The following is a 24,407-nucleotide window of genomic DNA, read 5'->3' as shown; positions in this document are numbered from 1 at the left end:
TACTATTAACAATGAGCGCAAAGAAATATAAGCCGAGTGGATTAATTATCCTTGTTTTACTTTTAAAAATATAACATTGATTGCGCTACAATCCACATAGCACAAAAACATGAAATCACTATCGCATAGTTACTCATAAAACCAGAAGCAAGACAATTAAATTAACTAAATTTGCACATTAGTAATTCTAACGAAACTCATCATATTAATAAATTTAAAATATGAGTTCATCCTTCATTCATATTGCTGAATCCTAAATTAAAAGCCCAACAATACTGACTGCCTCCCATAAAATTCATGTAATATCTGCAAATTACACTATGTCATGCCTACTTTTACGCCTGCTGCTCACGCCATTGTTGTAAAACGATTAATGCATATCGTTGATAAAATTCACCACATCATTGATTCAAAAATGAACGGCCAGGCAGGCATAATGTCTCTACTCTGGAAACGGACATACGAGAACCGTCGCCCATAAGGATATCCTGCCTGTGACAAAGCGCACGTCTCAGGAAACTTATGCGTTGCGCCTGGCGGTTGACGTTTTTATCAACAAGAAATTGATCTTAACCAACGCCACCATGCCTGCGCTTCGTGTTAAAAAGAAAGCCTCTGTCATAGTGGCGGCGCATAGAATGTCTTTTCGGACAGGACGAGTCATGCAAGAAGAGCAATCAATTCAACGAGCAGTAACACGGTTATGTATTCAATGCGGGCTGTTTTTATTGCAGCACGGGGCGGAAAGCGCACTGGTTGATGAGCTTTCCACCCGCCTCGGTTTGGCGCTCGGTATGGATAGCGTCGAAAGCGCGATCTCCTCTAACGCCATTGTCCTGACGACCATTAAAGACGGACAATGTCTGACATCGACACGTAAAAACCAGGATCGCGGCATTAATATGCACGTCGTCACGGAGGTTCAGCATATCGTTATCCTCGCGGAACATCGTCTGCTGGATTACAAAGGCGTGGAAAAACGCTTTAGCCAGCTCCGCCCGCTGCGTTATCCGCGCTGGCTGGTGGCGTTTATGGTCGGTCTCTCCTGCTCCTGCTTTTGTAAGCTGAATAATGGCGGCTGGGATGGCGCGGTTATCACCTTTTTCGCCAGTATGATAGCCATGTATATCCGCCAGATGCTGGCGCAGCGGCATTTACATCCGCAGATCAATTTTTGCATTACCGCCTTTGTCGCTACCACGGTTTCCGGGCTGATGCTCACCCTTCCCGCCTTTAGCCAGACGCCCACTATCGCCATGGCGGCGAGCGTACTGCTACTGGTGCCGGGCTTTCCGCTGATTAATTCCGTGGCAGATATGTTTAAAGGACATATTAATACCGGGCTGGCGCGCTGGGCTATCGCCAGCCTGTTGACACTGGCCACCTGTGTGGGCGTAGTGATGTCAATGACAGTATGGGGGCTACGAGGATGGGTATAATCGACTTTTTACTGGCGCTAATGCAGGACATGATCTTGTCTGCGATCCCCGCCGTCGGGTTTGCGATGGTCTTTAATGTTCCCCACCGGGCACTTCCGTGGTGCGCGCTACTGGGGGCGCTGGGTCATGGCTCGCGTATGCTGATGATGAGCGCTGGCTTTAATATCGAATGGTCGACGTTTATGGCTTCGCTGCTGGTCGGCAGTATTGGTATTCAGTGGTCACGCTGGTATCTCGCTCACCCTAAAGTGTTTACCGTCGCGGCCGTGATCCCGATGTTTCCGGGGATTTCCGCCTATACCGCGATGATTTCCGCAGTAAAAATTAGCCATCTGGGCTATAGCGAACCGATGATGATTACGCTGCTGACCAATTTTCTGAAAGCCTCTTCCATTGTTGGCGCGCTCTCAATTGGCCTCTCTGTACCGGGATTATGGCTGTACCGCAAACGCCCCCGCGTGTGATCGGTGGAACGCCTCCTGCTGTTCTTACAGGTCTGTGTGGTACTATAAAAACAGTCGCCCTTCTCGGTTGTTGTTCCATATTGAGAAACATTATGTCTTCCAGAATTTTAACGTCGGACGTCATCGGTATTGACGCCCTTTTACACGATCATCATGCTGTGCTGGCGAAGTCAACGGGCGGCGCAGTGGCGGTATTCGCTAATAATGCGCCTGCCTTTTATGCCGTGACGCCTGCACGCATGGCTGAACTGCTGGCGCTTGAAGAAAAGTTATCACGTCCGGGAAGCGATGTGGCGTTAGACGCGCAATTTTACGAAGAACCCGAAGCCGCCCCCGTTGCGATTCCCTGCGGAAAATTCGCCATGTATCCCGCCTGGCAACCGGATGCGGATTTTCAGCGTCAGGCTGCCCTTTGGGGCGTGGCGCTTCGGGAGCCGGTCACCGCAGAAGAGCTGGCGGCGTTTATCGCCTACTGGCAGGCGGAAGGCAAGGTTTTTCACCATATCCAGTGGCAGCAAAAGCTGGCGCGCAGCGTGCAAATCAGCCGTTCCAGCAATGGCGGAATGCCGCAGCGCGACATCAATAGCGTCAGCGAACCTGACAATCATATTCCACCAGGTTTTAGGGGGTAACGATGAAAAATGTTGGCGACCTGATGCAGCGTCTACAAAAAATGATGCCTGCGCATATTACACCGGCGTTTAAAACGGGCGAAGAACTGCTGGCGTGGCAGAAAGAGCAAGGCGAGATCCGGGCGGCGGCGCTGGCGCGGGAAAATCGGGCGATGAAAATGCAGCGCACCTTTAACCGTTCCGGCATTCGACCGCTGCATCAAAACTGTTCGTTTGATAACTATCGGGTTGAGTGCGACGGACAAATGAACGCGTTAAGCAAAGCCCGACAGTACGTTGATGAATTTGACGGCAATATCGCCAGCTTTGTCTTTTCCGGCAAGCCGGGAACCGGTAAAAACCATCTCGCCGCGGCTATTTGTAACGAGCTGCTGCTGCGCGGAAAGTCGGTACTGATTATCACCGTAGCGGATATTATGTCAGCGATGAAAGACACGTTCAGCAATCGGGAAACCAGCGAAGAGCAGTTGCTTAACGATCTGAGTAACGTTGATCTGCTGGTGATCGACGAGATCGGCGTGCAGACCGAATCCCGCTATGAAAAAGTGATCATCAATCAAATTGTCGATCGTCGTTCCTCGTCAAAACGTCCCACCGGCATGTTGACGAACAGCAATATGGAAGAGATGACGAAAATGCTTGGCGAACGCGTCATGGACCGTATGCGCCTCGGCAACAGTTTATGGGTTAATTTTACCTGGGACAGTTACCGCAGCCGGGTGACGGGTAAAGAGTATTAAATTGCAACGTGCGCCAGGGCGATACAACGCCTGGCTGGCATAACACAGGTGATTACCATGAATACAGCGAAACATGTTCTGTGCTGCGCGGCAGTCGCCTGCGTACTGATTTCCACCAGCGGTATCGCCGCCTCCTGGCAGGATTCGCTTTCCAGCGCCGCCAGTCAGTTAAGCGCTCAGGGCGCGAACTCACAGCAGGGCGGGATGTCGCTTTCGGCGCTAACCGGTCTGCTCAGCAACGGCGCCCAGTCGCTCAGCGCCGATAATATGAATAATGCCGCCGGTATTTTGCAGTACTGCGCCAAACAGAAGCTGGCGTCCGCTACCAACGTGGAAAACGTTAAAAATCAGATTCTGAACAAGTTGGGGTTGGATACTACACAGCAGGAGCAGGACACTAACTACCTGAACGGCCTGCAAGGGTTGCTCAAGACGAAGGACGGCCAGCAGTTGAACCTCAATAATATCGGCAGTACGCCGCTGGCGGAAAAGGTGAAAACCAAAGCTTGCGATCTGGTGTTGCAGCAAGGGCTGAATTTCCTTTCCTGACTGCGTTTTTCTGACCGTGCGCCACGCTGGGACGTCCTGATAAAAGCCGTGTTTTGGCCCTTTACCCGCCAGCACGGCATTAACCCGACTTTTCCTTTCGTCTTTTCCTGTTATTAACCGCTATGTCAGGAAGTGATGCCGATCAAAAAAACAACTTTCTAAACTCATTCTAAATAATAGCGCCGTGTAAAGTCATTAGAATTGCAGCAATGTGACATCGCTATTACATTGTTAGAAATTTTTTCCTGCCAGCGATAAGCCTGGTTTATTGAGGATCGTCAGTTGTCCGAGTTGCTCTCTGTCGCTCTGTTTCTCGCCTCTGTGCTGATATATGCCTGGAAGGCGGGCCGTAACACCTGGTGGTTTGCCGCCACTCTCACGGTGCTGGGACTTTTTGTCATTCTGAATATTACCCTGTATGCCAGCGACTATTTTACCGGCGACGGGATCAACGACGCAGTGCTTTATACGCTGACGAATAGTCTGACGGGAGCGGGAGTCGGCAAATATATTCTGCCGGGAATCGGCATTGCCCTGGCGTTAGTGACGGTATTCGGCGCGCTGGGATGGGTACTACGCCGCCGCCGTCACCATCCGCATCATGTCGGTTACAGCCTGCTGGCGTTACTGCTGGCGTTGGGTTCGGTCGACGCCAGTCCGGCGTTTCGCCAGATCACCGAACTGGTAAAATCACAAATGCGCGATGGCGATCCGGATTTTGCCGTTTATTATAAAGAACCAGCAAAAACCATTCCTAATCCGAAGCTCAATCTGGTCTATATCTACGGCGAGAGCCTGGAACGGACCTATTTTGATAATGACGCGTTCCCCAATCTCACGCCAGAGTTGGGCGCGCTGAAAAATGAGGGGCTGGATTTCAGCCATACCATGCAACTGCCGGGAACGGATTACACCATCGCCGGGATGGTGGCCTCCCAGTGTGGTATTCCGCTCTTTGCGCCGTTTGAGGGCAATGCCTCAGCGTCGGTTTCCAGCTTCTTCCCGCAGAATATCTGCCTCGGCGATATTCTGAAAAACTCCGGCTACCAGAACTATTTCGTGCAGGGCGCTAACCTGCGTTTTGCCGGGAAAGACGTGTTCCTGAAATCACACGGATTTGATCATCTGTACGGCGCTGAAGAGCTGAAAACGGTGGTGGCAGACCCGTCTTATCGTAACGACTGGGGCTTCTACGACGATACGGTGCTTGATGAGGCATGGAAGAAATTTGAAGCGCTTTCCCGCTCAGGCCAGCGTTTTTCGCTGTTTACGCTGACCGTAGATACTCACCACCCGGACGGGTTTATCTCACGCACCTGCAACCGCAAACGCTACGATTACGACGGCAAGCCCAACCAGTCCTTTAGCGCCGTAAGTTGCAGCCAGGAAAACATCGCCGAGTTTATCAACAAAATCAAAGCGTCACCGTGGTTTAAAGATACCGTTATCGTCGTCTCTTCCGACCATCTGGCGATGAACAATACCGCCTGGAAATACCTGAATAAGCAAGATCGCAACAATCTGTTTTTCATTCTGCGCGGCGATAAACCACAGCAGGAGACGCTGGCGGTCAAACGCAACACGATGGACAACGGCGCAACGGTGCTGGATATTCTCGGCGGCGATAATTTTATCGGTCTGGGACGTAGCAGCCTTTCCGGGCAGTCGCTGTCGGAAGTGTTCCTGAATGTAAAAGAGAAAGTGCTGGCGATGAAGCCGGATATTATTCGCCTGTGGAATTTTCCAAAAGAGATAAAAGCGTTCACTATCGATCGGGACAAAAACATGATCGCGTTTTCCGGCAGCCACTTCCGCCTGCCGTTACTACTGCGCGTATCGGATAAGCGTGTTGAACCGTTACCGGAAAGTGAATACTCCGCTCCGCTACGGTTCCAGTTGGCCGACTTCGCCCCGCGCGATAATTTCGTTTGGGTCGATCGCTGCTACAAGATGGCGCAGCTATGGGCACCGGCGCTGGCGCTCTCCACCGACTGGTGCGTCTCGCAGGGGCAGCTTGGCGGGCAGCAAACCGTACAGCATGTCGATAAAGCGCAGTGGCAGGGTAAGACGGCGTTTAAAGATACGATGATCGATATGGAACGCTACAAAGGCAACATCGATACCTTAAAGATTGTCGATAACGATATTCGTTATAAAGCCGATAGCTTTATCTTTAATGTGGCGGGCGCGCCGGAGGAGGTGAAGCAGTTTAGCGGCATTTCCCGGCCGGAGTCCTGGGGGCGCTGGTCAAATGCGCAGTTGGGCGATGAGGTTAAAATCGAATATAAAGCGCCGCTGCCGAAAAAGTTTGATCTGGTGATCACCGCCAAAGCCTTCGGCGACAACGCGAATCGGCCGATTCCGGTACGCGTAGGCAACGAAGAACAGACGCTGGTGCTGGGTCACGATGTGTCCACTATCACGCTGCATTTCAACAACCCGACGGACGCGAATACCTTAGTCATTGCGCCGCCCGCTCCCGTCTCCACCAACGAAGGTAATATTTTGGGCCATTCGCCGCGCAAATTGGGGATTGGCATGGTGGAGATCAAAGTGGTGAATGTTGAGGGTTAAAAGAGAATGTCATATATGCCGGGTGCGGCTGCGCCTTACCCGGCCTACACATCATCTTTATCAATAAACTGGCGCGTAGGCCTGATAAGCGAAGCGCCATCAGGCAAAAGTGTGAACATCTCATCCGGCCTACGATCATCTGTAGGCCGACTGTTCACCATACGCCCTTAAAACGTTTCCCAATTATCGCTGCCGTCGGCCACAGCGGCCTTTGGTGACGACACGGCTGCCGGGGTTTTTACCGCTGCCACTTCACGCGCACGCTGCTGTTGCTGTTGAATACGGAACACCGCGACGGCCTGGGTCAGACGGCTGGCTTGCTCTTCCAGCGCCGCAGCCGCGGCGGCGGATTCTTCCACCAGCGAGGCGTTCTGCTGCGTTACGCGATCCATCTCCGCTACCGCCAGGCCCACCTGGTCGATACCACGGCTTTGCTCGTCGGACGCCGAGGCAATCTCGCCCATGATATCGGTCACGCGGGTCACTGCATTGACGATCTCATCCATGGTTTCACCGGCGCTTTCGACCAGCGTCGACCCCACATCAACACGGCTCACGGAATCCTCAATCAGACTCTTGATCTCCCGTGCCGCCTGCGCGCTACGCTGGGCCAGATTACGGACTTCACCGGCCACCACCGCGAACCCGCGTCCCTGCTCGCCTGCGCGCGCCGCTTCTACCGCCGCATTCAGCGCCAGAATATTGGTCTGGAAAGCAATACCGTCGATTACGCTGATAATATCGGCGATTTTCTGCGAACTGGAGGCGATATCGCGCATTGTTTGTACGACGTTATCCACCACTTTGCCGCCTTTTTGCGCTGTTTCAGAGGCGCTCAATGCCAGGTGACTGGCCTGACGGGCGTTTTCGGCGTTCTGTTTCACGGTGGCGGTCAGTTGTTCCATACTGGCGGCGGTCTCTTCCAGAGACGCTGCCTGCTGCTCAGTACGGGAAGAGAGATCGTTGTTGCCCATCGCAATCTCGCTGGCGCCGCTGTAAATGGCGTTGGCGCCATTGCGCACATCGCCCACGGTACGCACCAGTTCGCTCTGCATATGACGTAAGTTGTCCGCCAGTTGCCCCATTTCGTTAGAGCCTTCCACATCAATACGTTTCACCAGATCGCCGCTGGCGATATGGCGAATACTTTCAATCAGACGATTCATCGGGGCGATAAGCGACAGTTTGATGCCGAACCAGACGGCGATAATGACCACCAGAACGGCAATCAGCACACTGACCAGTACCCACATCGCCTGGTTGTAGGAACTGTTGTTATCCTCAACAGCAATATCGTACAGACGATCGTTTTGCTGCATATAGGCCATGTACTGCTTCTCAAAAGCGTCCTGATAGCTTTGAGTCGGTTGATCAAAAAACTCGTTAATCTTACCCGCGCCAAGAAGCTGAATAAGCTCCGCCAACGCGCCGTGGTAGATATCATAGGTTCGTTTGATCTCAAGGAAAGCCGCCTCGCTCTGACGTTGATCGCGCGGTAACGACTCATACTGCGCCCAGTTTTTTTCGGTCAGCTTCAGCGCATTGGTCGCCCCCTGCATCAGTTCAGCGACAGTTGCGCCGCTGCCAATATTGCTCTGGTCCATCATCCAGCGGATACCCGCGCGATTCAGGGTATTACGCGTTTGCAACAGCTCCACCCAGGTTGCATTCAGGGCAGACTGCTGCTGACGAATGGTTTGCAATACGGTGAAGTTTTCTTTGTCATTCTTCAGCGAGTTGAAGAACAGCCCGCCGGATGTCAGTTGTAAAAGGCCAAATAGCGCCAATACCAGCAGTAAGCTGGTAACAATTTTAATTCGCTTTAACATGTTTTCTCTTTCCGCTAGACAGATACAGAATTTTCGGCCTGGAAAGGGAAAACTTTATGGGATGCGCGCCATTAATATCACGATTAGCTCAGTGAAGTCGTTATGACGCCCCGCGCAACAAGGATCGCCCCATTTTATATCGTGATCTCAATCACATAAAATAGCCCACGCCCTTCTCCGCGAAACCGCTTACCGGTACGTCCGACCGCTTAAACCGCCATACAACCACTCACTGATTTACCTAACTTTACGCGCGCGATGATCTGGCAAGATCCTCTCAGCATAGCAGTCAATCTACCTCCTCAAACACGAACTCAATGTCCACCCAGCTTCGGCTGATAATTAAACTTACAACCAGGTTTTACTATGGATACGAAAAAGATATTCAAGCACATACCCTGGGTGATTCTCGGAATCATCGGTGCTTTCTGCCTCTCGGTCGTTGCCCTACGTCGGGGTGAACACGTGAGCGCCCTGTGGATCGTGGTCGCTTCCGTTTCCGTCTATCTGGTGGCTTACCGCTACTACAGCCTGTATATCGCCCAGAAGGTCATGAAACTCGACCCGACGCGCGCGACGCCGGCGGTTATCAATAACGACGGCCTGAACTACGTGCCGACTAACCGCTACGTGCTGTTTGGTCACCACTTCGCCGCCATCGCCGGCGCAGGTCCGCTGGTCGGGCCGGTATTGGCCGCGCAGATGGGCTATCTGCCGGGGACACTGTGGCTGCTGGCGGGCGTGGTGCTCGCGGGCGCAGTGCAGGACTTTATGGTGCTGTTCATCTCTTCCCGCCGTAACGGCGCCTCTCTTGGCGAGATGATCAAAGAAGAGATGGGTACCGTTCCAGGCACCATCGCGCTGTTCGGCTGCTTCTTAATTATGATCATCATCCTCGCGGTGCTGGCATTAATCGTGGTTAAAGCGCTGGCCGAAAGCCCGTGGGGCGTCTTCACCGTCTGCTCAACGGTGCCGATTGCGCTGTTTATGGGCATCTACATGCGCTTCCTGCGTCCGGGACGCGTAGGCGAAGTCTCCGTTATTGGTATCGTGCTGCTGGTGGCGTCTATTTACTTCGGCGGCGTGATTGCCCACGACCCGTACTGGGGCCCGGCGCTGACCTTTAAAGACACCACCATTACCTTCGCGCTGATCGGCTACGCCTTTGTTTCCGCGCTGCTGCCGGTATGGCTGATCCTTGCCCCGCGCGACTATCTCGCTACCTTCCTGAAAATCGGCGTGATCGTCGGTCTGGCGCTGGGGATTGTGATCCTCAACCCGGAACTGAAAATGCCGGCGTTGACGCAGTACGTCGACGGTACCGGCCCGCTGTGGAAAGGCGCTCTGTTCCCGTTCCTGTTCATCACCATCGCCTGTGGCGCCGTCTCTGGCTTCCACGCGCTCATCTCTTCCGGTACCACGCCGAAACTGCTGGCCTGTGAGACCGATGCGCGTTTTATCGGCTACGGCGCGATGCTGATGGAGTCCTTTGTTGCGGTGATGGCGCTGGTGGCGGCCTCGATCATTGAACCGGGTCTCTACTTCGCGATGAACACCCCGCCGGCAGGTCTGGGCATTACCATGCCAAACCTGCACGAGATGGGCGGCGAGAACGCGCCGCTGATTATGGCGCAGTTGAAAGACGTTACCGCACACGCGGCGGCGACCGTCAGCTCCTGGGGCTTTGTGATTTCCCCGGAACAAATCCTGCAAACGGCGAAAGATATCGGTGAACCGTCAGTATTGAACCGCGCAGGCGGCGCGCCAACGCTGGCAGTAGGTATCGCGCATGTGTTCCACAAAGTCCTGCCGATGGCGGATATGGGCTTCTGGTATCACTTCGGTATTCTGTTCGAAGCGCTGTTCATCCTGACCGCACTGGATGCGGGTACCCGTTCCGGCCGCTTTATGTTGCAGGATTTGCTGGGTAACTTCGTCCCGTTCCTGAAAAAAACCGATTCTCTGGTCGCGGGTATCATCGGTACCGCAGGCTGCGTCGGTTTGTGGGGCTATCTGCTGTATCAGGGCGTGGTCGACCCGCTGGGCGGCGTGAAGAGCCTGTGGCCGCTGTTCGGTATCTCTAACCAGATGCTGGCCGCCGTGGCGCTAGTGTTGAGCACCGTGGTACTGATCAAAATGCAGCGCACCAAGTACATCTGGGTGACGGTGATCCCGGCGGTATGGCTGCTGATCTGCACCACCTGGGCGCTGGGCCTGAAACTGTTCAGCGCCAACCCACAGATGGAAGGTTTCTTCTACATGGCAAACCTGTATAAAGAGAAGATTGCCAACGGCACCAACCTGACCGAGCAACAGATTGCCAACATGAACCATATCGTGGTGAACAACTACACTAACGCTGGTTTGAGTATTCTGTTCCTGGTGGTGGTGTACAGTATTATCTTCTACGGTTTCACCACCTGGATGAAGGTACGCAACAGCGATAAACGTACCGACAAAGAAACCCCGTATGTGCCCGTGCCGGAAGGCGGCGTGAAGATCTCTTCACACCACTAAAACTGATGCCGGGTAGCGCACAGCGATCCCGGCTAGTGTAGGCCGGATAAGGCGCAAGCCGCCATCCGGCTTTATTCATTAACAGGACGGCAGAATGTTTGATACTTTAGGTCAGGCAAAAAAATATCTCGGCCAGGCGGCAAAAATGTTGATTGGTATTCCGGACTACGACAACTATGTCGAGCACATGAAAACCAACCATCCCGACAAGCCGTACATGACCTATGAAGAGTTCTTCCGCGAACGTCAGCAAGCACGTTACGGCGGCGATGGCAAAGGCGGTATGCGCTGTTGTTAATGGAGAGACTATGACCCCGATTGCAGTTACCCTACTTACCGGTTTTCTTGGTGCCGGCAAAACCACCCTACTACGCCATATCCTCAACGAACAACATGGTTTTAAAATCGCCGTTATCGAAAACGAATTTGGCGAAGTCTCCGTTGACGATCAACTGATTGGCGATCGCGCCACACAGATCAAAACCCTGACTAACGGCTGCATCTGCTGTACCCGCTCCAACGAGTTGGAAGATGCGCTATTAGACCTGCTCGACAGCCGCGACCGCGGCGATATTGCTTTCGACCGCCTGGTAATTGAATGCACCGGCATGGCTGACCCCGGCCCGATTATTCAGACCTTTTTCTCCCATGACGTATTATGCGAACGCTACCTGTTAGACGGCGTGATTGCGCTGGTCGACGCGGTGCACGCTAACGAGCAGATGAACCAGTTCACCATCGCCCAGTCGCAGATAGGCTACGCCGACCGTATCCTGCTGACCAAAACCGACGTGGCAGGCGACAGCGAGAAACTGCGCGAGCGGCTGGCGCGTATCAACGCCCGCGCCCCGGTTTACACCGTGGTACATGGCGATATTGACCTGAGTCAGTTGTTTAATACCAGCGGCTTTATGCTGGAAGAGAACGTGCTGGCAAGCCAACCGCGTTTCCACTTTATTGCCGATAAACAGAACGATGTGTCGTCAATTGTGGTGGAGCTGGATTACCCGGTGGATATCAGCGAGGTTTCGCGAGTGATGGAAAACCTGCTGCTGGAATCAGCGGATAAACTGCTGCGTTACAAAGGGATGCTGTGGATCGACGGCGAACCCAACCGTCTGCTGTTCCAGGGCGTGCAGCGTCTCTACAGCGCCGACTGGGACAGACCGTGGGGCAACGAAACGCCGCACAGCACGCTGGTATTTATCGGGATCCAGTTGCCGGAAGACGAGATTAGAACGGCGTTTGCGGGGTTAAGGAAGTAAACGGGCGCAGAAAAGCCGGGCCGCACAGGAGATTGTATGCCCCTTATCCGAGATATTCACCAACGCTTCTGGCGTCTGCCACAACTGCCGTGGCTGGAGCTACGTACCACCAGTGAAAGCCGTCAGGCCTATAAGCGCCACAGCCACCCGCAACTGTCGCTGGGCGCGATCATCGCCGGAGAAACCCGCTGCATCAGTAACGGGCAAGAGTATCTGTTACGCCCCGGCGAGCTGATCCTGATCCCCCCGCAATCTCCACACAGTTGTAACCCGCTCCACGAGCGACCACGCAGCTATCATATGCTGTATCTCGATGCGGACTGGTGCCTGACGCAGCTCCCCCATTTGCCGGCGGATAGCCGCCTGCATACCACGCAGCCACAGTTGCAGAACCCGCAGCTTTTCCAGCTTTATCAGCAAATTGTGACGTCTATTACTCAGCAGCAAACCGCCGGACTTCCGGCGCTTATTATCCACCTGTTGCGCGCCCTGCCGCTACAAAGCGCCGACGCCGAACCGCCATGCGCCATCAGCCGCCAGTTGGTTGCCCGCTTAGTCAGCAACCTTCAGGAACCGCCGACGCTGGACACACTGGCGCAGGAGTTTGCGCTCCGTAAGGAGACTCTGATTCGCACTTTTAAGCAGGATACAGGCCTGACTCCTGTCAGCTTTACCAATATGGCCCGCATTGAATATGCCCGGCACCGATTGCGCGCCGGGGACGATATTGCCGATGTTGCCTATCAGACCGGTTTCGCCGATCAAAGTCATTTCCACAAAACCTTCGTCAGCTACACGGCGGCAACGCCGCGTCAGTACGCGCAGAACAGATCAATATCCGACAATAAATAGCGCATCCGCAGGTATAGGCTGACCTCAGTATCATCACTGAGGTTACTATGGAACAGGTTACAACGTTATTTCCCCCGGCGTTTCCCGCACTGGCGCTGGCGCATTTTATGGCGCTGCTCAGCCCGGGCCCGGACTTCTTTTTGCTGGTCGGTTACGCCGTACGCTATCGGCTGCGCGGCAGCGTCGGGCTGTGCCTCGGCATTGCGGCGGGAAATGGGCTCTATATTCTGCTGGTGGTGATTGGGTCAGGGCTACTACGTCAGACGCCGCTGCTCTTTACCATCATCGAGCTATTGGGTGCCGCCTACCTGCTATGGGTGGGCCGTCAACTGTTGAAAAGCCGCGCCGGGCCGCTGGAGTGGCGGTACGCCGCATCGGCATGTCCGTCACTGGCAAAACAACTATTACTGGGGCTAGGTTCATCGCTGTTGAATCCGAAAAATGCTCTGTTTTATCTGGCGCTAATGACCGCCCTGCTGGGCCCAAACGTGACCGTTACACAGCAGGCCATATGTGGAATCTGGATGACCAGCGTAGTGTTACTCTGGGATCTGCTGCTGATAACGCTTATCGCCCTGCCGCAAATTCAACGTCGCTTGGGTAATCTTGTCTGGAAAATTGAACGCGCCGCCGGCGGCATTCTGATCGCCTTTGGCTGCTGGATTGTGTGGCAGTTCATTACAAGTTAAATAGATGGGGGGCAGCTTTATACGGTGGTCAACGTTGCCCGGGCAGATGAATAGGGTCTGCATCATTCGAACCCTTTCCTTCTTATAATGCTGACGCCGCCATAAATTAACCTGCCCCAGAAACCAATAAAGCGACTAAATAGCCGCTTTATTCTCATCACCAAATATAATATCACCTCTCATCCAGCGGCTTATTTTCATTGATTTTCAGCTGGACTTTTCTTTTATTTACTGATGATATATCCAGGTATTTAGCGCGGTGCGAGCGTGCGCCAACACGCCCGCACCGCTAATCACAATCCCTATTAAACAGGAATAGAGACCATGACTACCCCGCATTCTATTGCAGAATTCACCGATCCAGAAGTCTCCCCGACAAATAACCGTCACTTGACCGTGAGTTATGCGAGCCGCTACCCGGATTACAACCGTATTCCCGCTATTACCCTGAAAGGTCAGTGGCTGGAAGACGCCGGGTTTACCACCGGTACGCAGGTCGATGTAAAGGTGATGAACGGCTGTATTGTGCTCAGCGCACAGCAGCCGCAACCAGAAGAAAGCGATTTGATGCAGTCGCTGCGCCAGGTGTGCAAGCTATCGGCGCGTAAGCAAAAGCAGGTGCAGGCGTTTATCAGCGTGATGGCAGGATCTAAGTAAATACATAAAATAAGCTGGCAAAGAACCCTTGCCAGCTTTAATTATAATTAATATCAATGATTGAAGGGAAACCATGCAGCTAAAAGTAAAAGAAAACATTACGCTTTGGAGAAATGAAGGATTAATTTTTTATATCATCCTGGGATTTCTATGTACTTTATTTATGGAGGTCAACGCACTATTACCATACTATCTTCAGCAAAGTATATTTTTCGAAACGCTGATGAATTACATGGTCTTCAATACGTTATTTTCGCTTGCCTTATGTGAGATTTTTTTTGCGATGCTGGTAGTTGTTTGTAATAACACTAAACTAGAGAAGCTTACAAATAATATTTTGAAAGAGTTACATAAAAGAATTATGCAAGGTTCTTTCGTTATATCCTTCTTATCTTTCGGAATATCTCTATTTTGTATGATGGCATTCTGTATTGGTTCGCTGATAATAAATAATAATTACTATGGAAAACATGCCATAAATTTTGCTTACCCATTTGTTTTATTTCTATCCTTCCCTTATCTTATACATAAATGTATAACAATCCTGTGTACTCAATTAAAAGGATTTCCCAAAAGCAAAATTCATGCAGCCATAATAATGTTACTGATAATTGCAGCCGCCATTATCATTCCATGCATATTTAACAAAAAAGAAAAAATGACTATAACCATTGATAAGGAAAAATATCATGCAATTGAGCAAAAAACTAAGGTAAAACCAGAAAAATATATTGAGAAAAAGATTAATGATATTAATATTAATGATATAAAATAGTGAGCACGCATAACATAAGGGCATAGTAATATATCATAAAATCCTTTAACTACTATTGCCCTTGAATAGATCCACTATTCCACATCCTTCCTTTCCAACCCGATATCCCTTAACTGCTCGTCACTCATTCGCCGCAGCGCCTGACAGGCCCGCTTACGCAGCCACCACCTTTTTAGCGCCCGTCTGAGCTGCACAAAGCCAATGAATGGTTGTCTGGGGCGGTTCTCGTAAAATTCCATACCGGCCTCCGCATAGAACAGAAAATGCGGGCATCATGAATGTCTGTACAAACAATAGCGGGATAAAAAGCACGGTTAGTGCAACGTGGATAAATAAGGAGGGCAATTGAGGGGGTTTTGTTCGCTTATTTCGTTCTGATTTAAGATCCGCGTCCTTCGCTGCAAAAAGCCAGGCCCCTCCCATTTTCAGAGGGGCAACAGGGATTAGCGGCGCACCACTACCAGCTTCTGGTTCACAAACTCCTTAATCCCCAGATCCGATAGCTCGCGTCCGAAGCCCGAACGCTTAACGCCGCCGAACGGCAGCTCCGCTGCGGTATCGGTCAGCCAGTTGATATAAACCATCCCGGTTTCAATCCGGGAGGCCATGCGTTTAGCACGCTCAATATCCTGACTAAACACCGCGCCGCCCAGGCCGTAGTGGGAATCGTTGGCTAGTTTTACCGCCTCGTCATCGTCTTTCACCACATACATCTGCGCCACCGGGCCGAAGAACTCTTCAAAGTACGCCGGGTTGTCACGCGTAATGTGGGTCAGAATGGTCGGCTCAAAGAAGTTGCCTTTGCTCTCCAGCGGCTTGCCGCCAACGTGCAGCGTCGCGCCATTTTTCACCGCGTCCTCGACCTGTCTGGTCAGTGTTTCCAGCGCATCTTTCGACGACAGCGGCCCCAGTTCGGTAGAAGCGTCCATCTGATCCCCCACCTTCACCTTCCTGAACGCCTCGGTGAACTGGCTGAGGAATTGATCGGCGATTTTCTCATGCAGGATAAAGCGCTTCGCCGCCGTACATACCTGCCCTGCATTAGTGAGTCGTGCCTGCACGCCAATTTTCACCGCTTTCTCAAGATCGGCATCGTCCAGCACGACGAACACATCGTTCCCGCCCAGTTCCAGCGTCGATTTTTTAATGTGCTTCGCCGCCTGTGCCGCCACGGCGCTCCCCGCTTTTTCAGATCCGGTCAGCGCCACACCCTGCACGCGCGGGTCGGCGATGATGTTCGCCACCTGATCGGAGGAAATAAACAGGTTGGTCCATGCGCCGTCCGGCGCGCCAGCTTCACGCACCAGATGGGCAAACGTCTCGGCACAGTGCGGTACGATGCTGGCATGTTTCGCCAGCACCGGGTTACCTGCGGCCAGGTTCGGCGCCAGCACACGCATCAACTGATAGTACGGAAAGTTCCACGGCTCAACAGCCATGATGACGCCAATCGGATGATGTTCTACCCACGCGTCGCCAAACTCGGTTTTATAAGGCACCGGGGCAAGGAACTGTTTCGCGTTATCCGCATAGTAACGCGCGATCTGCGCGCACAGTTTGACTTCGCCACGGCTCTGCTCGATGAGCTTGCCCATCTCCTGGCTGGCGATTTTTGCCAATTCTTCAACACGGCTGTCGATCAAGTCAGCCAGCTTATGCAGTACCGGCAGACGTTGGTCAATCTCTCCTTTGGACCAGTCGGAGTGATAGAGCGCGTCAGCTTTTTGCAGCGCGGCTTCAATATCCGCGTCCGTGTGCGGGGGATACTCTTTAATGAGCTGATTATTGGCAGGATTCACTGTCTGGTAAGCCATATCACATGTCTCCTTGTTATCGTCATTAAGGCAGCCGTAAATGCCGCTCAGAACAATAAGGGTAGTAGAGATGGCTGGCGCTATCGGTAAAGTTCGGTATATTCGTGCGGTTATCAGCGATAATTATAGAGAGCGTTGCCCGGCGATCACCGGGCCTGCAACATTCAGACTGGAACCGCGTTAGTGGCTAACATCCTGAAGCTCTTCAGCCGTAAGGCCGGTGAACCGCTGGACAGTCTCGCGGTCAAGTCCGTCCGCCAGCATCTGTCTGGCGATACGCAATGCGGCAACACGCTGACCTTTTTCCAGCCCTTTTTCCAGCCCTTCCTCCAGACCAACCTGTCTTCCTTGCCGTTCCCCTTTTCTGCGATCCGCTGCGCGGATCCTCTCTATCAGCGTCATCAGTCTCTCCTTAGTGTGCGGGACATGCCCTACCACATCACGAATAAACGTGGTGAAACGAGGCGTATGTCCGTGCTGAATCATAAGATAATTAAACAGCGCTTTAAGCTGCCTGTCATTAGCGCAACCAGTAACTAACAGCGAAGCAATTCGTTCAACCAGTCCCAGCAGGTCGCGCTGGCGGATATGTTTTTGGATGAGCTCCAGCAGCGCAATGCGGCGGTGCTGCATAATGTCATCATCCGATACCACCGTAATGTCGACCAGCGGAAAGGCAGCGGCATAGAGTCTTCTTGCCACTTCCGGGTTCGCAAACTCATCCAGCCAGCACAGCGAAAAAGGATACGGGCTATCAACACCGTGATAAAACAGCATCGGCACCACCAGCGGAAGATGCTTATGCCCCGCATCCAGATGCTGTTGCATTGCCGCCATCGCATACCGCATCAGCCGAAACGCCATATGCGCATCCGGCGTACTCTGATGTTCAATCACGACATAGATATAACCGTCGCCCTCGCGCGTTTTCAGCGACCAAAGCACATCGGAATAATAGGCTCGCAGATTTTTTTCAATAAAACTGCCGGGCTCCAGCTTTAGCGTCCGCAGGTCGCAAAGCTGGCGTAACGACACCGGCAGATGAATCTCCATAAAATCGCGGGCGGTTTCCGGGTGGCGCAAAAAGGTTTTAAACACCGCATCATGCGGTGTTGAGGTCGTCGATTTTTTCATGGCGCTCCATCACCCCAAACCAGGATGCTGCGACTCTACCTCCTGAAAATTCCTTTCTCATCCGTACCTTTTCAGCATTGCGAGGCGCGACGGAAGATAAATCCTGTTATCTGTAATGCACATGCATTTTCGGAACTGAACACGCAAAATACCAGCCTGCGCGCCCTGCCTTTATCTTTATTAACCAGACAAACTCTTTTGATTAACATCAAAATTTAATTACACTTAATGTGTATATTTTCCGTGCAACGTAAATTTCCCGAGGTGTGATGTGCTGATTGTTATCTGTAATCGCCACACGTTCTGACGAGATTCAGAACGCGTCTCTTCCTGTCTGTGTTTTCACCGGCAGCGTTTTTGATTACATGAAATTCAGTACATCCGCAGCCGCTGTTTCCATCGCCTGCCTGACGTCACGATGACGGTATTGAGTTTCGCTGTCCCATCATGGGGTTCTCCGACATGGAGCGCATTTTTTATGCAACGGATTATTCAGTTTTTCTCCCAACGCGCCACAACGTTATTTTTCCCGATGGCGCTGATTTTGTACGATTTTGCCGCCTATCTGACGACGGATCTGATTCAGCCTGGCATCATTAACGTCGTGCGCGATTTTAATGCTGACGTCAGTCTTGCGCCGGCCTCGGTCAGTCTCTATCTGGCGGGCGGAATGGCGTTGCAATGGCTTCTGGGGCCGCTATCCGACAGGATTGGCCGCCGGCCAGTGCTGATTGCAGGCGCATTAATTTTTACTCTCGCCTGCGCGGCAACGCTGTTGACGACCTCAATGACGCAGTTTCTGATTGCCCGTTTTGTGCAGGGCACCAGCATTTGCTTTATCGCAACGGTCGGCTACGTCACGGTACAGGAGGCCTTCGGTCAAACCAAAGCCATTAAGCTGATGGCGATTATTACCTCCATTGTGCTGGTCGCGCCGGTTATCGGCCCGCTCTCCGGCGCCGCGCTGATGCACTTCGTTCACTGGAAGGTACTGTTCGGTATTATTGCGGTGATGGGACTGTTGGCGTTGTGCGGCCTGCTACTGGCGATGCCAGAAACGGTGCAACGCGGCGCGGTGCCGTTCAGCGCGGTGAGCGTACTGCGCGATTTTCGTAATGTGTTTCGCAACCCGATTTTTCTCACCGGGGCGGCGACGCTGTCGTTGAGCTACATCCCGATGATGAGCTGGGTGGCGGTGTCGCCGGTGATCCTGATCGATGCTGGCGGGATGAGTACTTCGCAATTCGCCTGGGCGCAGGTGCCCGTATTCGGTGCGGTGATCGTGGCCAATATGATCGTTGTACGCCTGGTGAAAGATCCAACCCGACCGCGTTTTATCTGGCGCGCCGTACCAATCCAGTTAAGCGGGCTGGCGACATTGCTCCTCGGTAATCTTCTTCTGCCGCACGTCTGGCTTTGGTCTGTGCTGGGCACCAGCCTGTACGCGTTCGGCATTGGAATGATTTTCCCGACGCTGTTTCGCTTCACGCTTTTCTCCAACAACTTGCCAAAAGGGACGGTTTCGGCCTCGCTGAACATGGTGATTCTGACGGTGATGGCGGTGTCGGTCGAAGTTGGCCGCTGGCTGTGGTTTCACGGCGGGAGACTGCCATTTCACCTGCTGGCAGCGGTGGCCGGAGTGATTGTGGTCTTCACTCTGGCGACACTATTACAGCGCGTGCGCCAGCATGAGGCGGCAGAACTGGCCGCTGAGAAGTAACGACTCTGCCGGATAGAGGCTTATCCGGCACAGGATAATCTGATGTTTTTTGCACGTTCCTGCCGTCTGGCTCTATCCTTAACCCTATGAATAAAATCGCCGAACTCAAACGCGCCAAACGCCTGGCGCTCTCACTGTTGCTGATAGCCGCCGCGACGTTTGTAACCACGCTTTTCCTGCCGCCCAGTTTCTGGGTGCTGGGCGTAAAAGCTATTGCCGAAGCGGCGATGGTTGGCGCGCTGGCGGACTGGTTTGCCGTGGTGGCGCTGTTTCGCCGTATTCCCATTCCGTTTATTTCACGACATACGGCGATTATTCCCCGTAATAAAGACCGAATCGGCGAAAATCTTGGGCAATTTGTGCAGGAGAAGTTCCTTGATACGCAGTCGCTGATCGCGCTAATCCGCCGCCATGAACCCGCGCTGCTTATCGGAAACTGGTTCAGCCAGCCGGACAACGCCAGCCGGGTCGGGCAGCATCTGCTGCAAATTATGAGCGGCTTTCTGGAACTAACCGATGACGCCCGTATTCAGCGGCTGCTCAAGCGAGCGGTACATAAGGCGATTGATAAAGTGGATCTTTCCGGCACCAGCGCCCTGATGCTGGAAAGCATGACCAAAAACGATCGTCACCAGGTGTTACTCGATACGCTGATCGCCCAGCTTATCGCCCTGTTACAGCGTGACAGCTCCCGAACATTTATCGCCAGACAGATCATACGCTGGCTGGAGACCGAGCATCCGTTAAAAGCGAAGATTCTGCCGACCGAATGGCTGGGAGAACACAGCGCTGAACTGGTCTCCGACGCGGTGAATTCTCTGCTGGATGATATCAGTCACGATCGCGCGCATCAGATTCGTCATGCCTTCGATCGCGCGACGTATAAGCTGATCGATAAACTTAAACATGATCCGGAAATGGCTGCCCGGGCAGAAAACATTAAAAGTTACCTGAAGGAAGATGAGGCGTTTAACCGTTATCTCGGCGAGATCTGGGCGGATCTACGCCAGTGGTTAAAAACAGATATCAACGCCGAAGACTCGAAGGTAAAGCAGCGCATCGCTCATGCCGGACAATGGTTTGGCGAGACACTGATCGCCGACGACGCATTACGCGCCTCGCTTAACGGTCATCTGGAACAGGCCGCGCACCGCGTCGCGCCGGAATTCGCCGCCTTCCTGACGCGCCACATCAGCGATACCGTAAAAGGCTGGGATGCGCGCGATATGTCGCAGCAGATTGAGCTTAATATCGGTAAAGATTTGCAGTTTATCCGCGTGAACGGCACGCTGGTCGGCGGCGCTATTGGTCTGGTGTTATATTTACTGTCGCAAATACCGGCACTGCTCAGTATTTAACGCCGTTCTCGTTCAGATTAACTGCCAAACCCCGCACGTGGGAGGCATTAATTTAATGCCATTTCCCACCGATGCCCCTCTTCTCAATCCGTTATTCGCCTGCGCTTCACTTTCTTTTCTTGCAAATTTGAAACATTAATTTTACTTTTTATTATCATTTACAACAACAATCCGGCATTCCTGCCTTACTTTAGCAAAGAGAAAAACCATGGTTCATGCTCAGAGCGCTTCACCTCGCCATCCCATTTTTACGGCGCTTTTCGGTATGATGGTATTGACGCTGGGGATGGGAGTTGGCCGCTTTCTGTATACGCCCATGCTGCCGGTAATGCTGGCGGAAAAGCAGCTAACGTTTAACGAACTCTCGTGGATTGCCAGCGCCAATTATGCAGGGTACCTGGCGGGAAGCTTACTGTTTTCCTTTGGCCTTTTTCATCTCCCCTCTCGTCTACGCCCCATGCTGCTGGCTTCGGCGGTCGCCACCGGTATTCTTATTCTGGCCATGGCGATATTTACCCAACCCGCAATCGTCATGTTGGTGCGCTTCCTGGCAGGCGTCGCGAGTGCGGGAATGATGATTTTTGGATCAATGATTGTGTTGCATCATACCCGCCATCCGTTTGTGATCGCCGCGCTCTTTTCCGGCGTCGGGGCCGGGATTGCACTGGGCAACGAATATGTCATTGGCGGTTTACATTATGCGCTTTCGGCCCATTCGCTATGGCTGGGGGCCGGAGCGCTCGCCGGTATATTGCTATTAATCGTGGCAATGTTGATTCCCCCCCGCGCTCATGCGCTGCCGCCTGCGCCCTTAGCAAGAATCGAAAATCAGCCTATGCCCTGGTGGCAACTGGCGCTGTTGTACGGTTTCGCCGGATTCGGCTACATCATTGTCGCTACCTATTTGCCGCTGATGGCGAAAAGCGCGGGCTCTCCGCTACTCACGGCGCACCTTTGGTCGTTGGTCGGCCTGGCGATCATTCCCGGCTGCTTCGGCTGGCTGTGGGCGGCAAAACATTGGGGCGTCCTGCCATGCCTGACCGCGAACCTGTTGATCCAGAGCGCCTGCGTGCTGCTGTCTCTCGCCAGCGACTCGTTGTTGCTGTTAATACTGAGCAGTATTGGTTTTGGCGCCACGTTTATGGGCACAACCTCGCTGGTGATGCCGCTAGCCCGACAACTCAGCGCGCCGGGCAATATTAATTTGTTAGGCCTGGTGACGCTAACGTATGGTATTGGGCAAATTCTCGGTCCGCTCGCCGCCAGTCTGTCAGGCAATGGCGCGCCGGCAATTATCAACGCCACGCTTTGCGGTGCCGCGGCGCTCTTTTTTGCCGCGCTGATCAGCGCCGCGCAGCAGATAAAACAAAAACGGTTTGTGATACGTGAATAAGCGGTAGAGTAAACCCACGCTCTCCGCACCAGGTTGTATCTTTAATGCTATTCGCGGCGCAATGCGGATCTGTTTTTAATAGCACATCCTCAACACGTTATTTCAAGGTAAAGATGCCACTAAAAACTATACTTATTCTATGGTTATTAGTGCTATCAATCTGCCTATTATTTTATATACCCTTCATACTTCAAGTGGCTTATGTGTTGGCTACGGATTACCTGGCCCATCCTGGGCCTCGCCCTGACGGGCCGTTGCTCACCCCAGTCACATAGTTATCTATGCTCCTGGGGACTCACTCCCTTGCCGCCTTTAAGCAACTCGAATTATTTTGGGTATATATCCCATTATGATGATTATCGCGCCCTTTCAAATCATCACAATTATAAATAAATCACATCATGAAATTAATTAGATGATTCGTTTTTTATTACCTGCCCGTAGGATTCTTAGGGCGCAAACTGACCCATCAGCGGCTACTGACATGATCGTGACAATTCCTCTTAAGGCGTGAAAAATTACAGTAAAAAGTAAAATTTAGGTTAAAAAATCCTATTTTTTAACAACGATAATTAAGTGGCGTGAAATTGACTAACGTCAAATTTATTTCCTCTTTTTCCTGCTCCCGGCTCCGGCCTGCGTCAACACCTGTTTCTTTGCTTTTTTACCTCGCGTTATACCGTCCACGGTTCCCCGCGCCTCCGGCAGTAGCGAAGATGGTGATTTTTCGCGCTGCTATGCAAGAAACGCATAGCACGATACATACTTGCATTTTGTCCTTACCCTTATGGCTGATAAGGTCTTTCTGTTTCGGGCTTTTTGGCCTGTGGCTACAACCAACACATCATCAAAAAAATTCGGGGATCGCTATGGCGCAACAAGTGGACGGGGCGGCCATGCCGCTTGATACAGAAAAGGTCGGGATAAAGGGATACCTGGCGTTTTTTCTCACCATTATTTTCTTTTCCGGCGTATTTTCCGGAAGCGAAGGCTGGTGGCGCGTTTTTGATTTTACCGTACTCAACGGGTCATTCGGTCATGTGACCGGTACGCAGACCTTTCGCGGCGCGGGCGGAACGGGCGCGAAAGATGGCTTCCTTTTTGCGCTGGAGCTGGCACCGTCGGTTATCCTTTCTCTGGGTATCATCGCGATTACGGATGGACTGGGCGGTCTGCGGGCGGCGCAGCAATTGATGACACCCATCCTGAAACCATTGCTTGGCATTCCCGGCATTTGCTCACTGGCGCTGATCGCCAACCTGCAAAATACCGACGCCGCGGCGGGTATGACCAAAGAGCTGGCGCAGGAAGGCGAAATCACCGAACGCGATAAAGTGATTTTTGCCGCCTGGCAGACCAGCGGCAGCGCTATTATCACCAACTATTTCTCCTCCGGCGTTGCGGTATTCGCCTTTCTGGGGACGTCAGTCATCATTCCGCTGGTGGTCATTCTGCTATTCAAATTTATCGGCGCAAACCTTTTGCGCGTCTGGATTAACATCGAAGAACGCCGTCACCCTGCGCAAGGAGCCCAATCATGACGACTCAGGTACGTAAGAATGTCATGGATATGTTTATCGATGGCGCACGCCGCGGTTTTACCATCGCCACAACCAACCTGTTACCCAATGTGGTCATGGCATTTGTCATTATTCAGGCGCTGAAAATTACCGGTCTGCTCGACTGGGTAGGCCATATCTGCCAGCCCGTGATGGCGTTGTGGGGGCTTCCCGGCGAAGCGGCTACGGTGCTTCTGGCTTCGCTGATGAGTATGGGCGGCGCCGTTGGCGTGGCGGCCAGTCTGGCTACCGCCGGCGCGCTAAGCGGCCACGATGTTACCGTACTACTGCCCGCCATTTACCTGATGGGAAACCCGGTACAGAATGTCGGCCGCTGTCTCGGTACTGCCGAAGTCAACGCCAAATATTACCCGCATATTATCGCAGTCTGCGCCATCAATGCGCTGCTGTCGATCTGGGTCATGCAGCTTATTGTTTAATAAGGAG

The 24,407-nt window shown here is 52.6% G+C and carries 23 protein-coding genes; 19 read left to right on the top strand and 4 right to left on the bottom strand.

Translation table 11 applies throughout. The annotated features are described in order from the left end of the window. Nucleotides 1-662 precede the first annotated feature (662 nt). The 6 genes from ACLD3P_RS16225 (at nucleotide 663) to opgB (ending at nucleotide 6,398) form a co-directional block, all read left to right on the top strand. Entirely contained in the window at nucleotides 663-1,439 is a 777-nt protein-coding gene (locus tag ACLD3P_RS16225; protein WP_411006508.1) for a threonine/serine exporter ThrE family protein, read from the top strand. Then, nucleotides 1,430-1,903: a threonine/serine exporter gene (locus ACLD3P_RS16220; protein WP_000511329.1), complete on the top strand. Its 474-nt coding sequence runs from the start codon at nucleotides 1,430-1,432 to the stop codon at nucleotides 1,901-1,903. The genes ACLD3P_RS16225 and ACLD3P_RS16220 overlap by 10 nt, the downstream gene beginning before the upstream one ends. Nucleotides 1,904-1,995: 92 nt before the next feature. Continuing rightward, complete coding sequence (dnaT, locus tag ACLD3P_RS16215; RefSeq protein WP_000098573.1) at nucleotides 1,996-2,535, top strand: primosomal protein DnaT; 540 nt, start codon at nucleotides 1,996-1,998, stop codon at nucleotides 2,533-2,535. Nucleotides 2,536-2,537: 2 nt separating this feature from the next. Continuing rightward, complete coding sequence (dnaC, locus tag ACLD3P_RS16210; protein WP_000799924.1) at nucleotides 2,538-3,275, top strand: DNA replication protein DnaC; 738 nt, start codon at nucleotides 2,538-2,540, stop codon at nucleotides 3,273-3,275. 57 nt (nucleotides 3,276-3,332) lie between these two features. Beyond that, on the top strand, nucleotides 3,333-3,824 hold the full coding sequence (locus ACLD3P_RS16205; RefSeq protein ID WP_001090317.1) for a DUF2501 domain-containing protein: 492 nt from the start codon (nucleotides 3,333-3,335) through the stop codon (nucleotides 3,822-3,824). Nucleotides 3,825-4,106: 282 nt separating this feature from the next. Beyond that, nucleotides 4,107-6,398 (top strand): phosphatidylglycerol--membrane-oligosaccharide glycerophosphotransferase, encoded by a 2,292-nt coding sequence (gene opgB / locus ACLD3P_RS16200; RefSeq protein ID WP_131046641.1) that lies wholly within the window; start codon nucleotides 4,107-4,109, stop codon nucleotides 6,396-6,398. 167 nt (nucleotides 6,399-6,565) lie between these two features. Here opgB and tsr read toward each other — a convergent pair whose 3' ends face one another. After that, complete coding sequence (tsr, locus tag ACLD3P_RS16195) at nucleotides 6,566-8,227, bottom strand: methyl-accepting chemotaxis protein (RefSeq protein WP_131046642.1); 1,662 nt, start codon at nucleotides 8,225-8,227, stop codon at nucleotides 6,566-6,568. Nucleotides 8,228-8,593: 366 nt separating this feature from the next. On the opposite strand from tsr, the gene btsT reads away from it, so the two are divergent. From btsT to ACLD3P_RS16160, 7 genes are all read left to right on the top strand, one after another. Next, nucleotides 8,594-10,744, top strand: coding sequence for a pyruvate/proton symporter BtsT (btsT, locus tag ACLD3P_RS16190; protein WP_000379929.1), 2,151 nt, complete (start codon nucleotides 8,594-8,596; stop codon nucleotides 10,742-10,744). A 94-nt stretch (nucleotides 10,745-10,838) separates the two neighbouring features. Beyond that, nucleotides 10,839-11,042: a YbdD/YjiX family protein gene (locus tag ACLD3P_RS16185; protein ID WP_000460616.1), complete on the top strand. Its 204-nt coding sequence runs from the start codon at nucleotides 10,839-10,841 to the stop codon at nucleotides 11,040-11,042. 10 nt (nucleotides 11,043-11,052) lie between these two features. Beyond that, entirely contained in the window at nucleotides 11,053-12,009 is a 957-nt protein-coding gene (gene yjiA, locus ACLD3P_RS16180) for a GTPase (protein WP_131046643.1), read from the top strand. 36 nt (nucleotides 12,010-12,045) lie between these two features. After that, entirely contained in the window at nucleotides 12,046-12,861 is an 816-nt protein-coding gene (locus ACLD3P_RS16175; protein WP_001523695.1) for an AraC family transcriptional regulator, read from the top strand. A gap of 47 nt (nucleotides 12,862-12,908) precedes the next feature. Then, nucleotides 12,909-13,550: a LysE family translocator gene (locus tag ACLD3P_RS16170; RefSeq protein ID WP_000438687.1), complete on the top strand. Its 642-nt coding sequence runs from the start codon at nucleotides 12,909-12,911 to the stop codon at nucleotides 13,548-13,550. Between the two features lie 324 nt (nucleotides 13,551-13,874). Continuing rightward, nucleotides 13,875-14,207 (top strand): endoribonuclease SymE, encoded by a 333-nt coding sequence (gene symE, locus ACLD3P_RS16165; RefSeq protein WP_001647389.1) that lies wholly within the window; start codon nucleotides 13,875-13,877, stop codon nucleotides 14,205-14,207. Nucleotides 14,208-14,280: 73 nt separating this feature from the next. Next, nucleotides 14,281-14,982 carry a hypothetical protein gene (locus ACLD3P_RS16160; protein ID WP_023197696.1) on the top strand — a complete coding sequence of 234 codons (702 nt, stop codon included), beginning with the start codon at nucleotides 14,281-14,283 and terminating at the stop codon, nucleotides 14,980-14,982. Nucleotides 14,983-15,056: 74 nt separating this feature from the next. Here the strand turns inward: ACLD3P_RS16160 and yjiS are convergent, their stop codons facing one another. Next, nucleotides 15,057-15,221: a DUF1127 domain-containing protein YjiS gene (gene yjiS, locus ACLD3P_RS16155; protein ID WP_000397917.1), complete on the bottom strand. Its 165-nt coding sequence runs from the start codon at nucleotides 15,219-15,221 to the stop codon at nucleotides 15,057-15,059. On the opposite strand from yjiS, the gene ACLD3P_RS16150 reads away from it, so the two are divergent. Next, nucleotides 15,188-15,331 carry a hypothetical protein gene (locus tag ACLD3P_RS16150; protein WP_131046644.1) on the top strand — a complete coding sequence of 48 codons (144 nt, stop codon included), beginning with the start codon at nucleotides 15,188-15,190 and terminating at the stop codon, nucleotides 15,329-15,331. The genes yjiS and ACLD3P_RS16150 overlap by 34 nt on opposite strands. A 94-nt stretch (nucleotides 15,332-15,425) precedes the next feature. Here the strand turns inward: ACLD3P_RS16150 and ACLD3P_RS16145 are convergent, their stop codons facing one another. Together ACLD3P_RS16145 and ACLD3P_RS16140 are read right to left on the bottom strand one after the other, a co-directional pair. Next, nucleotides 15,426-16,796: an NAD-dependent succinate-semialdehyde dehydrogenase gene (locus ACLD3P_RS16145; protein ID WP_131046645.1), complete on the bottom strand. Its 1,371-nt coding sequence runs from the start codon at nucleotides 16,794-16,796 to the stop codon at nucleotides 15,426-15,428. Nucleotides 16,797-16,976: 180 nt separating this feature from the next. After that, a complete protein-coding gene (locus tag ACLD3P_RS16140; protein WP_000749996.1) occupies nucleotides 16,977-17,930 on the bottom strand; it encodes an Rpn family recombination-promoting nuclease/putative transposase in 954 nt (317 codons plus the stop codon). 478 nt (nucleotides 17,931-18,408) lie between these two features. Here ACLD3P_RS16140 and mdtM point away from each other — a divergent pair, with 478 nt between their 5' ends. The 5 genes from mdtM to ACLD3P_RS16115 all read left to right on the top strand — a co-directional run bounded on the left by mdtM (nucleotide 18,409) and on the right by ACLD3P_RS16115 (nucleotide 24,400). Then, nucleotides 18,409-19,650: a multidrug efflux MFS transporter MdtM gene (mdtM, locus tag ACLD3P_RS16135; RefSeq protein ID WP_023138510.1), complete on the top strand. Its 1,242-nt coding sequence runs from the start codon at nucleotides 18,409-18,411 to the stop codon at nucleotides 19,648-19,650. Between the two features lie 86 nt (nucleotides 19,651-19,736). Beyond that, nucleotides 19,737-21,008, top strand: coding sequence for a DUF445 domain-containing protein (locus ACLD3P_RS16130; RefSeq protein ID WP_001033033.1), 1,272 nt, complete (start codon nucleotides 19,737-19,739; stop codon nucleotides 21,006-21,008). A 208-nt stretch (nucleotides 21,009-21,216) separates the two neighbouring features. After that, nucleotides 21,217-22,401 (top strand): MFS transporter, encoded by a 1,185-nt coding sequence (locus ACLD3P_RS16125; RefSeq protein ID WP_131046646.1) that lies wholly within the window; start codon nucleotides 21,217-21,219, stop codon nucleotides 22,399-22,401. Between the two features lie 869 nt (nucleotides 22,402-23,270). Then, on the top strand, nucleotides 23,271-23,942 hold the full coding sequence (locus ACLD3P_RS16120; RefSeq protein ID WP_000068752.1) for a nucleoside recognition domain-containing protein: 672 nt from the start codon (nucleotides 23,271-23,273) through the stop codon (nucleotides 23,940-23,942). Beyond that, nucleotides 23,939-24,400 (top strand): YjiG family protein, encoded by a 462-nt coding sequence (locus ACLD3P_RS16115; RefSeq protein ID WP_000211979.1) that lies wholly within the window; start codon nucleotides 23,939-23,941, stop codon nucleotides 24,398-24,400. The genes ACLD3P_RS16120 and ACLD3P_RS16115 overlap by 4 nt, the downstream gene beginning before the upstream one ends. Nucleotides 24,401-24,407: the final 7 nt, after the last annotated feature.

The organism is Salmonella sp. 741265073_HBA (genome assembly GCF_046569105.1).
GTDB classification, from domain to species: Bacteria; Pseudomonadota; Gammaproteobacteria; order Enterobacterales; family Enterobacteriaceae; genus Salmonella; species Salmonella enterica.
This window is presented reverse-complemented; position numbering and strand designations above follow the sequence as displayed.